Genomic DNA, 12,406 nt, shown 5'->3' on the forward strand with positions numbered 1-12,406 from the left:
ATTGGCATAGGAAATTACACCACCCATAAAATATTCAGAACTGCCAGGTATATCGGTCAGCATCTGTCCCAAACCGCCACCAGTACATGATTCGGCGACAGAGAGAGTTTGTCCTTTGGCCTTTAACAAACCACCGACGACACTAGCCAAAGTATCCTCATCGTCACCATAGTAATGCACCCCCGCAATTTGTTTAATTTCTTGCGCGATCGGTTCTATGAGTGCATTTGCCTCTGCTTCATTTGCCGCTCTGGCGGAAATTCGCAATCGGACTTCGCCTTTGCCTGCGTAAGGCGCGACAGTGGGATTGGCAGAGTTAAACAGATGATTCACCTTTTCGGCTAAGGCGGCTTCGGGAATGCCAAAAAAGCGCAGACTGCGACTATAAATCGTATTTTGGCCGTAACCCTGAGTTTTTAAAAACGGAACGGCTGTATCCCGCCACATGCGTTGCATCTCGCGCGGGACGCCTGGAAAAGTAAAAATCGTCAATCCCGCTCGCGGCTGCCAAATCATTCCTGGTGCCGTCCCTGTCGGATTGGGCAAAACATCGGCACCTGCGGGTTGGAGTGCTTGTTTGCGGTTGCTCGGTGTCATGATTCGCCCACTTTGAGCAAATTTCTGCTGAATATCGGCGATGACTTCGGGATGTTCTACTAATGGAGTATTAAAATAACTAGCGATCGATTCTGTAGTCAAATCATCTGGCGTCGGCCCCAAACCACCTGTAAAAATTAAGATACTCGATCGATTAGCCGCAATCTCGATCGCTTGATGGACTCGATCGATATTATCCCCTACTACTGTTTGATAAAAGTGCGGTACTCCCAGCGCAGCGAGTTCTTTGGCTAAATATTGAGAATTACTATTAAGAATATCACCGAGCAATAATTCGGTACCGACACAGATTACTTCAGCAGCCATAAGTTAGTCAGGAGTGATAGGGGCGGGTGGGTACTAAGTAGAAAGGTGAAATTAAATGTAAAATGCTAGCCTTTTGCCCTCACCCCCAGCCCCTCTCCCAAGCTTGGGAGAGGGGAGCCAGAGCCGGAGGCGAGGGCGGGGTGAGGGCGATTTCGTCATTGTTACTTTAATTGTGTCCATCTACTTATTCGATCGCACAAAGCTAGCGATTTATCGAGTGCAGCGATCTTTATCTTTAATTAAACTTGTGCAACATTTACGTAATGAATAGTGAGAGTTACGTAGTAGTTACTCATATACTTTACTATACTCTCAACTTTATCCAAGCAAATGTCCCAAACCCTAACCCCTAAATCTTTCTTACAGCTTATCGTTCGCACTTCATTTCTGGGCTTCATTGTCTTTTGTGGTTTGAATCTGCTGCGTCAACCTGCATCTGCCCAGTCCCAAACCCAGCAGATTGTTAATGCTTATTTTAATGGTGGTTATGGTTACTGCGACGCTCAAATGTTAGCCACCGCTTGGCAAACTAACCCCTATGGAGCCAAAATTAGAGCGGGTAAAATGATTCTCGGTTATGCCGCCTTTCCAGGTCGCGTCTCCAATAAACTCGCAGCCGCACGCCGAGCTTATAGCGGACGAGGGGTGTGTAACTATAGTAGCGATTTTAGTTATGGAGATGCTGTGGCACTTGCCTCCCACTGGAATATCTCTGTCGAAACGGCTAAAGCCAGTCTGACGGGTAAATTAGAAGACGGTAACTTAGCCCTAGCCAAAAAAGTTGTCCGCGAAGCCCATCAAGCTGCTAAAAAATCCGATCGTAACCAGCCGATCTCCAATCGGGCGAGCACATCTAGTCTGACTAATCTATTTACCGGACGGGATAAATGTTTGGATATTATCAATGACGGTAGAAACAATCGAGTAACCATGGCGACATGTGGCAATTTTTCGGGTCAACAATGGACGCTATCGCCCAGTCGGACAAGTTCGGATACTTATCGATTGACAACTCAATTCACGGGCACAGATAAGTGTTTGGATATTATCAATGATGGTAGAAATAATCGATTGACTATGGCTACATGTGGTAATTTTTCCGGTCAACTTTGGACGCTATCGCCTAGTAGGAAAAATCCTGGTACGTATCGATTGACAACTCAATTTACAGGTATGAATAAATGTTTAGATATCATCAATGATGGTAGGAATAATCGATTGACGATGGCTCAATGCGGTGATTTCTCTGGACAATACTGGGCCAAGAGCGACACTCCATAACTTACAGCAGATTGCAAATTGATAAGGTACACCATAATGGATTCAGAAACCCGATTTCTTGCAAGAAGTCGGGTTTCTGTACCTCACAAACCTGAAAAGTGCTGTAATTGAGAATTAAGAGCAAAAGATCGTGACTGAGATTAATTGGAAAATTGGTATTGAGATCGAATTATTAGCCCCGCCGCGCAAAAGTCGTCTCGACTTAGCGCAGGCGATTAGCGATCGTTATCAAGGTAGCATTCGATCGTTTTTTCATCCTCAATCCGAGCCGAGCAAGGTACCAGGCGTGCCGATTTTTCATAATTTAACGATCGGTTATGAGGTATTAGATGCCCAGCAAAATTCGATCGCCAAATGTGTAGACGATCTGACATTACAAGCCGATCTCAATCGGAATGCCTTACCAAAAGCTGGTTGGTATCGGATCGTCAGTGATGACGAAAGATTATTGCGACTGATTAAACAGCAAGCAGATCCACAACTACCATTAACAGAAGTGATGCAACCGATCGCGCAGTTATTCGGCACTATGCCCGAATCTGGGCAAGGCGGGATGATTCGAGTTAATGATGAGGTCGGAGCTTCGATCGCGATCGCGGCCCCATTACCGGGCGAAAGAGAGCGACCCTGCGAGCTAATTACTGCTCCAATATCGACACATCATGCAGAGCGATTGGAAGAATTATTAAGTCTAGCTCGATCGCTTAATTTTACTGCTCCATTAGAGGGTGCGACTCACATTCATTTCGATGCAACCGCTCTACAATCGGCTCATGCGATCGCCAATCTTGTCAATTTACTCTGGATCTATGGCGATATTCTCAAACAATTGATGGGCACCAATCCGCATTGCCGACGCTTGGGTCGCTGGTCGAGTTCTTTAGTCGAAATAGTCTCAGTACCAGGCTTTCGCAATCTCACTTGGCCAGAAGTTCAGGCAAAATTACAGTTGGCAAATCTAACTAAATATTGCGATTTTAACCTAGTCAATTGTATTTACAATATTCCTAACAAAAACACGATCGAAGTGCGGATTTTACCAGTCTACCTTGAGAGTCAACCGATCGTTGAGGCTGCATCTTTATTTGCTGCAATTTTAGAGTGTTCGCTGGAGTCAAAAATCATCAAAACTAGAGAGATTAAGGTATGCTCGATCGAGAATACAAAATCTTTACTAGATATCTTACCTTTGTCTAAATCTCAGAAAAACGATTGGCTAGATCTTGCTAAAAAGGCCGTAAAGGATAAAAAATAATTGGCTTAATTTTGGATGTCTCCATGCAAAAACCCCCTCACTAGTGAGGGGGTTTCTTATCAATCTCAAACTCGAACAGATATTAACCGTTGATAGCAGGAGCAGTCAAAGCAACAGGAGTAGCTGAACCCGCTGCCAAGTCGAGCGGGAAGTTGTGAGCGTTACGCTCGTGCATGACTTCCATACCCAAGTTAGCGCGGTTGATGATGTCGGCCCAAGTGTTGATGCCACGACCTTGCGAATCAACTACCGATTGGTTGAAGTTGAAACCGTTGAGGTTGAACGCCATGGTGCTGACGCCCAAGGAAGTGAACCAGATGCCAACGACAGGCCATGCACCCAAGAAGAAGTGCAGTGCGCGGGAGTTGTTGAAGGAAGCGTATTGGAAAATTAAACGACCGAAGTAGCCGTGAGCTGCAACGATGTTGTAGGTTTCTTCTTCTTGACCGAATTTGTAACCATAGTTTTGGCTTTCAACTTCAGTTGTTTCACGAACTAAGGAAGAAGTTACCAAGGAACCGTGCATTGCGGAGAACAAGCTACCACCGAAGACACCAGCTACTCCCAACATGTGGAAGGGGTGCATGAGGATGTTGTGCTCGGCTTGGAAGACGATCATGAAGTTGAACGTACCGGAGATACCCAAAGGCATACCGTCGGAGAAAGAACCTTGACCGATTGGGTAGATCAAGAATACTGCGGTTGCTGCTGCAACAGGTGCGGAGTAAGCGACGCAGATCCAAGGACGCATACCTAAGCGGTAGGAAAGTTCCCACTCACGACCCATGTAGCAGAATACTCCGATGAGGAAGTGGAATACTACTAGTTGGTAGGGGCCGCCGTTGTATAACCACTCGTCTAAGGAAGCTGCTTCCCAGATGGGGTAGAAGTGTAAGCCGATGGCGTTGGAGGAAGGAATAACAGCACCGGAGATGATGTTGTTGCCGAACATTAAGGAACCTGCGACTGGTTCGCGGATGCCGTCGATGTCTACTGGGGGTGCGGCGATGAAGGCGATGATGAAGCAGATGGTGGCGGAGAGGAGGGTTGGTACCATCAGGACGCCGAACCAACCGACGTAGATGCGGTTTTCGGTGGAGGTTACCCAGCTACAGAAGCGTTCCCAGATGTTCGCTTCTTGGGTGCGTTGTAAGGTTGTGGTCATTGTTTTATGATTGCTTGTGTTCCTGGTGGAACGGTTTGTTGTTTATGTATGTCCTTAAGTTAACGCCTTTGTTAAGGTTTGTAAACCTTTCTCAGGTTTGCAGAGCTGATGACTCTCATCAGTTTTTGTTATGTCTGTCGTGCGAGTCATCCTCTGTACATATGGCGATCTGAGTTGAGTTGCTAACTACAACATCGATCTCGCGCAAATGAGGAACATGCTCTCCATCTATCATTTACCCATTGCCCTTCTCCCTACCACAAAATAATAGTAAGCAAGTATTGGTGCAAAATGTGAGTAGATCGGACGAATCGATCGAATCTACTGTTCGTCTTACTACGTCGATCGATAGGATCTGCGTCTGGTAATGATTTCAGCTTTTTACATCGAATCGATCGGGTTTGAGGCTCGATAATTGCACACTGACATTTGTAGCGGTCGCTCCAATTAGATCTCCAAAATGCTAAGTTTCGATCGATGAGTGCGTCGATAAAACTCACGTTCGATAATTAATCTACCAATTTAGGATATTAGGTCAGGGCGATATTAATTTTGAATTAACTCGTGTCGATAATAAAGAAAATAAGTAGAAATGTAGCCCTATAGACTGGCTGAGTCGATCTACAAATAACTTAGATTCTTAACCCCGTTATCTGCACATAGAAAATGACCCCGATCTTGCGTATCGTACTGTTTATCAATTTTGTAAATGCGCTGAGTTTGATCGCATTAATCCTGAATATCTATCACTATGGCAAACACTTTGGCTTGAGTGACTTCCAAACTAGCTTTCTGTTTGCAATTTATGCACTCTCTCAGTTTATAGCTGCTCCAATTATTGGTAAACTATCCGATCGATTTGGTCGCAAGCCACTATTAATTATTAGTCTAGCTGGGACGGTAATTGCCAATTTAGTTGTTGGGACTGCTAGTAATTCCATAGTCTTATTTGCCGCCCGATTCTTAGACGGCATTACTGGGGGTAATATTTCGGTGGCGCAAGCAATTATTACAGATATCACTAAACCACAAGAACGCGCGCGCGCTTTTGGTTTATTCGGCGCGTCATTAGGAATTGGGTTTATAGTCGGGCCATTAATTAGCTACTTTACTACTCAGATATCTTTAGGAGCACCTTTTTTAGCTTCTTCCTTGTTTGCGACAATTGCGCTGATTTTAACTATTTGGACGTTACCAGAAACACTCAAAGAGCCTGCGCCTAGAACCGATCGGATCTTCGATTGGGATCTGATGAAAAAAATGCTGTCTGGCTTTTCGATCCCTGGTGTTGGTGCATTGCTGATGGTAACTTTTCTGACAGGGACTACGTTTGGGATGTTTACATTTGGCTTTCAAGCTTATTTCCTGAAGGTACTCGATCGAGATTTACCTTCTTTCGATCTGTTATTTTTTAGCTTTGGTGTATTCGGGGCATTGATGCAAACGAAAGGTATTAAGTTATTAACTAAAAAATTCAGTGCTACCCAAATTATGTTTATGGGGCTATTTTTTAGAGGTGCCTGCTTTATATTGATGCCAGTGATTCCAAACGTCATTTATTTTGTGATGGTAAGCTTAATATTCTCAATTTTTAATTCACTAATTCAGCCAATGATTAGCAATCTAATCTCGCTTAACTCTAAACCATCAGAACAGGGAATGACAGCGGGATTGAACGCGGCATATTTAAGTATTTCAACGGGACTAGGCCCCGTCATTGCAGCACTTTTGGTAGACAAAAACACGATCGAAACTGCCGAGCGAGTAGCCAGACAGACTGGTTCGGCGGTGAGTATGCAGAGTTATGCTAGTTATGGCTATCCACTATATGTAGCTGGGATCTGTGCTTTTGGCGTATTACTTTTGGCAATTAGGACTCAGCGTCAATACAATCGGTTTAATGTTTGATCCGGCTGCATATTTTTAAGAGCTATCTTGCGATCCACGGTTGGCAATCGCATGGCGATTTCAATAACATGCTATTAAATAGCTCGCTCATCGAGCTTGTGAAAATTGAGAATATCCTCACAAATACCCCCGACTTCTTAAAGAAGTCGGGGGTATTTTTATAGCTATATTAAAATTGTGAAAGTTAAAATTATTTAAAAGAATTAGGTGGAGAATCGAAGCGGAGATAGATCGAAAAGACATTATCTCTTACGCCACCTCTAGTATTATCGGCATTGATACCGAGATCGGTTTCATTGCGATTCCAACTTAACGAAAGCGTCGGACTGTAAGAATTGGAGCCAAGGCGAATGCTGGCACTCGCGCCAAATGGAGATCGAGCGACATTATTATTTACTGGTGTATAGTAACCTGCTAAGACGAGTCCGTCGCTAATTCGCCACGAGGCATTAGTCGATATCAAATCGCCGATCGAATTGGTCAGCCCAGTGGCAATATAGTAATTAGTCCCGACTGAGACACTTCCCAGATTAGCTCTGGCACCGACGTTAACATAGCTATTGGCAGATTTGAAGCTAACTTCATCGAAGATTTTGGTACCATCGATCGCGTAGTTAAAGCCTGCAAATAGACTCATATTGTAAGCAGGATTTTTGCCGAGACTGAGTTGTTGGGAGATCGTGCCCGTAAGTTTGCTGTAGTATTCGGAGTCAGGATTGAGATAGCCAATTGCTCCCAGGTTGTAACTCAATTTGCCATCGACCTTAGTAAAATCGACGCCTGCATATGCCTTGTGTGCGCTGGCGACACTAGTATTATTGGGGTTGAAAATAAATCCCGTGTAGTAACGTAATACCGAATCGGCAGTGGTAATATTCCCCGTCGCACTCAGATGGGGAAAATAATTGGTACGTTCGCGGATCGTGGTACTAGAGATCGTATTGACTTCGCGTTCGTATGTAGTAAGGTAGGTTTGAACGTAAGCATTAGTAATTGTCGATGAGTCAAAATCAGTTTGATTCACTGCCGCAATCACTTCAGAATTGCTCTCAGGGCCACCTTCGCCGCCAGCAGCTAGTACCACCCGTTCGGGGCCAAGAAGTTGATAAACTGGTGAGACGATCGCGACTTGCCGCTCGATAACTGGCGAAAACCCAATCCAAATCCCATGATAGTTGGCACTGGTAAACCCATTTTCTTTGGGTGTTTTGCCCGTACCGATGCCGCTATAGTAAGCTGTAAAGCTATTTTCTGGAGTGCGATTGTTGTTGGTGGCTAAGATTAAATTGCGATCGACTGCTGTAGAGCCACCTTTTTTACCATTGGGGAGCGAGGTTTCGAGATCGGGTAATAACTCTGTAGCGGCAGAAATTGCCGCATTCCAACCCGAATTGGCATCGTTCAAAATATAGTTAAAGCCGCGTACCGTCCGGGAGATGGCAGTATTCGTACCGTTAGCGAGGATGACCTGATGGACGCGACCGATAGATACCATCGGTACGGTGGTGTTCGATTCAAATCGATCGAAACTACTAGTTTGCGACTGAGTATTCCCCGGTTGCGCGCCGATGCGCGGAAAGTAGAAATCCAAACCCATGAGTTGTCCGTCAGCACCACCTTGAAATCCCGGTTCTTTCATCGCCAATAATGAGGCGGGGGTGGCGATGTCTCCGAAGTTCGATGTGCTGGGAATCCGAGTTGGCAGCAGTGTTTGTTGATTTATCGTACTCTCATCGGTCTTTAGTCCTGGCAGATAACTACAAATTAGCTTTTCACCCGTGGCAGAAACAGAGCTGCCACCATTCATCCCTGCGAAACAGTCGCCAGTAAAGGAAATTTGCTGGCGCATCCCAAACAGGGTTTCGGGAATAATGGTAGTAGTCTTAATCGCACGTTGCTGGCGCAGGGTGCGGATTTGACTGTAGTTACTCCGATAGTCGAGCCGATAAACGCGCTTATTGGAGACGCTCTCTTGTGCTTGCACACCGAACGCGGTGGTGGCATTTAGGCCGACATCAGTGGTGCGACGATCGCCTGTTTCGATACCGCCAGTGACTTCGGTTTGGCTGCGATGGTTAATGGGAACATCATTGACAACGATCTGAGTCAGCGCGGGATTGAATTGGCCGAGATCGATTTGGCGGGGAGCGATGAGATAGCGCGGATCGGTAACGGTAGCTGGCGATGGCTGAAGTTTGGGATTTTGAATCGGCGTGGAATTTGGCTGCGGTAGCGCGGGAACGAGTGGCGCGCTAGGTGCGACAAATGGTCGATCGGTTGGTACAGGGGGAAAGGTGCGCGGAAATAATGGCAGCGTGAATAGATCGCCAGGTTGGAGCAGATTTAGCTGTTTGAGGTCGAAAATTTCGATATACTTGACCCAATCGATCGAGTCTGTCAAGGCAATCTGGTCTGCATTCGAGCTATTTTGACTATTTGGCACTGGAGCGGTAGGTGTGTCCGAATTTAGCCGCTTGAGGTCGAAGAGTTCGATATATTTGACCCAATCGATCGCCTCTTTTAGCGCGATCGTGTCTGCCAATGGGCGATTTTGTCGCTCTAAATAGCAAGATTTTAGTAAATTGGTTGACTTTTGTGCCGCGCCTGGATGAGCTGGCTGTGCTGGCAACAGTGGGAGAGCGCATCGAGCGTTAGTCGCGATCGCTTGAGGTTGCCAAAAACTCTGTTTGGGCTGCTCCATACCTTTGGTATCGCTCGGTACTAAATTGGGACTGGCTAGTGCCGATCGTTTAGTCAAATCTAACAACAGATAAGTAGTTAAAACAATTAGATAAACAATAAAAATTATCCGCGTATCCTGTGTAGAACCTATTTGTAGCGAGCGTATTAATAGCTTGCCAACAGAGTTATCGGATGTTAAATTAGTAGCAGGCACCCAGAGTTTTAGCATAACGATCGCACATATGAATTTCGAGCCAATTACATCAAAACAGTTCGATTTGTATATAATTGGCGATTGAATCGGTAAGGTAGATTTGTTTTTTAGTTAATCGATCGCGCGAAAATTTACATCGATCGATTGCGAGTCTAGATCGAAGTGGAGTTGTAAAAGTAATATTTTTAGGGCAGATTTATTAGCTCTATATGTAATTAATGTGCCCAAAGTAACAGCTAGATCGATCGAGATATTTTTTGTCGATTCTCTTTCAGAGAGGCTACGCCAACGCGATCGACTAATTAGGGAATAACAATAGTAACGGCTTTAGGCTGACCATCGAGATTATCGACAGTTTGTTTTGTTGAAACTGGCGTTGTTGTTGCTGGAGTGCCCAGCTCTGTTGCTGACTCAGCACCGATTTGATAACCAACACTAGTAGTATTAGGATTTGTCACTGTTAGTAGTCCCGCGCTGCCAATTGCCGAAGCCGCAGTTTCCGTACCATTGATGCTAGCCGTTCCTGCTGCGGAATTTTTGCCAACCGCGATCGCACTAGAGACACTATCGATTCTGGTACCGACATAGCTAACCGCTACCACCCCAATCGCGCGAGTACCATCGGCACGCGCCGCAACCGCCATCGAGGCGATCGCCAGACTAGATACGATCGCGCTCGCGATCGCCCCTTTGAATGCAGCTTTCATTTATGTTCGTGATGGAGATGAGGTATAATGGTGGATCTAGCCTAACTACTAGGTAATAGCCAGATCCACTCAAAAAGATCGATCCGGCAAGATCGATCTTTTTAGCTACTGACTAAGGAATAGTTACACCACCAGTACCGAGACGGAGATTGGGTCGTGCGGCAGCAGTATAGTTGTTACCTTGAATGGTACCGATGTTAGCATCTGCGGCAACAGTATAGCCAACAGCAGTAGCATTCAGGCCAGTTACGCCCAATTGGCCAGCACTACCAACAGCAACTGCGGAAAGACTGGTATCAGTAGTACGAGCTGTGGTAATCGCACTGTCTTTACCAACAGCTACTGCACCAGCAGTAGCTTCTACACGATTGCCAGTACTAAAGTCAGCGGAGATACTACCTGCGGCACCACCTTGTCCGGCATAAGCAGGAGTGGCGATTGCACCAGCAGCTAAAATTAAACCAGTCGCAAATACGATCGAAGCTTTCATGATTTTGTCCTTAATTGATACTGAATGTGTGAACAGATCGTTAGCGATCTGGGTTGTTACTAGCTTTTACAGATCTAGATAACTAGCTTGAAAAAATAACTCGCTTGGCGATATCGAACCGAAGATCGACAGTCCTGGTTGAATTTCTTAAGGAAGGGTAACGCCAGTGATTGGAGCCAAACTTGCCGCTCCACCCGTACCAAATTGGTTGGCTTGATTAGTAGCCAAAGTAGTACCAGTTTCAGCAGTACCTGTATAGAGCGCAGTTGCCTCATTAGCATTAGCCAAAGTAGCAGTACCACCGCCCCCAATAGCTGAAGTACGAGTTTCACCAGCAGTAGCAGTCTCAGTAAAACCAGTAGCTAAGGCGAAGTTTTTACCAACAGCAACGGAGCTGGACAAACGATCTACATCGGGAGTTGTTGCAGGCAGAGGACCGATCGCGCTGTTAGTAGCAGCAAATTTGATGCTGACGCTACCAGCCGCGCCGCCTTCACCAGCACGAGCAACGTTGCCAGAAGCAACCAACATACCAGCAGCCAAAACGATACCAGTCGCGAATTTGAGCGAAACGTTCATAATAATCTTTCCTTGAATCGGGTAACGTGGTTTAGTACCACATTTATATCTTTCCCATCAAAATGTGATTATCAACACATCCATCAAAATAAATTTTAGCTATGAAGAAAAAAACCAGAATCCTTGAATTACCGTGGATTTTGTGTAACAAACTGCTTAACAATCGCTAAATTGGCGTCAGTGGATCTACGGATTCGGTATTTACTTACTCGCTTTATAGTGACACATTAGATACTTAGGATAGTGGATAGTGAATAGTAGATAGTCGATAGCAGCAATTTGTGTAGCGTCTGCTTGTTCCTACGGCAGGCTCTTGCCAACGCAGAAGCCGAAGTATCTAAAATTAAAAACTCCTCATGGCACAATAGAACAACTCACTAATACATAGATAAGTTGTGAAGATTGGGATCGTTGGAATTGGATTAATTGGCGCGTCGCTGGGCTGGGATTTTCGGCAATTGGGGCACGAAGTAGTTGGAGTGAGCCGCCAGCAGGCTACGTGCGAAATTGCCATAGCGCAGGGCATATGCGATCGAGCCAGTTGCAATCTGGCGAGCCTCCAGGATACTGAGGTCATTTTTATCTGTACGCCAATTGCGGCAATTCTCCCCACGGTGGCACAATTAGTACCACTGCTAGATTTGCAGACAATCATCACCGACGCCGGATCTGTCAAAGGCGCGATCGTCGATCGGGCGACAGAATTATGGCCTAATTTTGTAGGCGGACACCCGATGGCTGGTAACTCTGAGAGTGGGATTACTGCTTTTGAAAAGGGTCTATTTGCCGATCGACCTTATGTTTTGACCCCCACCCCAATTACGGTGCCTTCAGCCCTAAATACAGTCAAGGAGTTAGTGCGATCGCTCGATGCTGTCATTTATCATACGACACCCGATCGACACGATCTGGCAGTGGCGTGGATTTCGCATTTACCTGTAATGGTGAGTGGGAGCTTAATTAGTGCTTGTTTGGCACAAGCCGATCCGACAATCCTCGATTTAGCCAAAAAGTTTGCCAGCACTGGCTTTAGAGATACCAGTCGGGTGGGAGCGGGCAATCCCGAAATGGGGATGATGATGGCACAATACAATCGCGATGCGCTATTGAAAGCATTGCATGGCTATCGCGATCGCTTGGATAGTATTATTGATTCGATCGAACAAAACCAATGGTTGGCAATTGAGGATTTATTAACGAC

General features: G+C 45.6%; 10 protein-coding genes. 4 read left to right on the top strand and 6 right to left on the bottom strand.

Annotated elements, in window-relative coordinates; genetic code table 11:
* On the bottom strand, positions 1-924 hold a 924-nt coding region (locus tag C7B77_RS12445; protein ID WP_106304899.1), incomplete at its 3' end, for a competence/damage-inducible protein A.
* A 330-nt stretch (positions 925-1,254) separates the two neighbouring features.
* Here C7B77_RS12445 and C7B77_RS29215 point away from each other — a divergent pair.
* Together C7B77_RS29215 and C7B77_RS12455 are read left to right on the top strand one after the other, a co-directional pair.
* The gene (locus tag C7B77_RS29215; protein ID WP_219892128.1) at positions 1,255-2,205 is read left to right on the top strand and encodes an RICIN domain-containing protein; all 951 of its coding nucleotides are present in this window, start codon (positions 1,255-1,257) and stop codon (positions 2,203-2,205) included.
* A gap of 130 nt (positions 2,206-2,335) precedes the next feature.
* Positions 2,336-3,460, top strand: a complete 1,125-nt coding sequence (locus tag C7B77_RS12455) for an amidoligase family protein (protein ID WP_106304902.1) — start codon at positions 2,336-2,338, stop codon at positions 3,458-3,460.
* 82 nt (positions 3,461-3,542) lie between these two features.
* Here the strand turns inward: C7B77_RS12455 and psbA are convergent, their stop codons facing one another.
* A complete protein-coding gene (gene psbA, locus C7B77_RS12460) occupies positions 3,543-4,625 on the bottom strand; it encodes a photosystem II q(b) protein (RefSeq protein WP_106304905.1) in 1,083 nt (360 codons plus the stop codon).
* A gap of 666 nt (positions 4,626-5,291) precedes the next feature.
* Here psbA and C7B77_RS12470 point away from each other — a divergent pair.
* Positions 5,292-6,533 carry an MFS transporter gene (locus tag C7B77_RS12470; RefSeq protein WP_106304911.1) on the top strand — a complete coding sequence of 414 codons (1,242 nt, stop codon included), beginning with the start codon at positions 5,292-5,294 and terminating at the stop codon, positions 6,531-6,533.
* A 190-nt stretch (positions 6,534-6,723) separates the two neighbouring features.
* On the opposite strand, the gene C7B77_RS12475 is transcribed toward C7B77_RS12470, so the two are convergent.
* From C7B77_RS12475 to C7B77_RS12490, 4 genes are all read right to left on the bottom strand, one after another.
* Positions 6,724-9,444: a hypothetical protein gene (locus C7B77_RS12475; RefSeq protein WP_106304914.1), complete on the bottom strand. Its 2,721-nt coding sequence runs from the start codon at positions 9,442-9,444 to the stop codon at positions 6,724-6,726.
* A 287-nt stretch (positions 9,445-9,731) separates the two neighbouring features.
* A complete protein-coding gene (locus tag C7B77_RS12480; protein ID WP_106304917.1) occupies positions 9,732-10,136 on the bottom strand; it encodes a hypothetical protein in 405 nt (134 codons plus the stop codon).
* A gap of 112 nt (positions 10,137-10,248) precedes the next feature.
* Positions 10,249-10,626 (bottom strand): hypothetical protein, encoded by a 378-nt coding sequence (locus C7B77_RS12485; protein WP_106304920.1) that lies wholly within the window; start codon positions 10,624-10,626, stop codon positions 10,249-10,251.
* Positions 10,627-10,773: 147 nt separating this feature from the next.
* Entirely contained in the window at positions 10,774-11,205 is a 432-nt protein-coding gene (locus tag C7B77_RS12490) for a hypothetical protein (protein WP_106304923.1), read from the bottom strand.
* Between the two features lie 395 nt (positions 11,206-11,600).
* On the opposite strand from C7B77_RS12490, the gene C7B77_RS12495 reads away from it, so the two are divergent.
* A partial coding sequence (locus tag C7B77_RS12495; protein WP_106304926.1) for a prephenate/arogenate dehydrogenase occupies positions 11,601-12,406 on the top strand: 806 nt, incomplete at its 3' end.

Source organism: Chamaesiphon polymorphus CCALA 037, assembly GCF_003003845.1.
Lineage (GTDB): Bacteria > Cyanobacteriota > Cyanobacteriia > Cyanobacteriales > Chamaesiphonaceae > Chamaesiphon > Chamaesiphon polymorphus.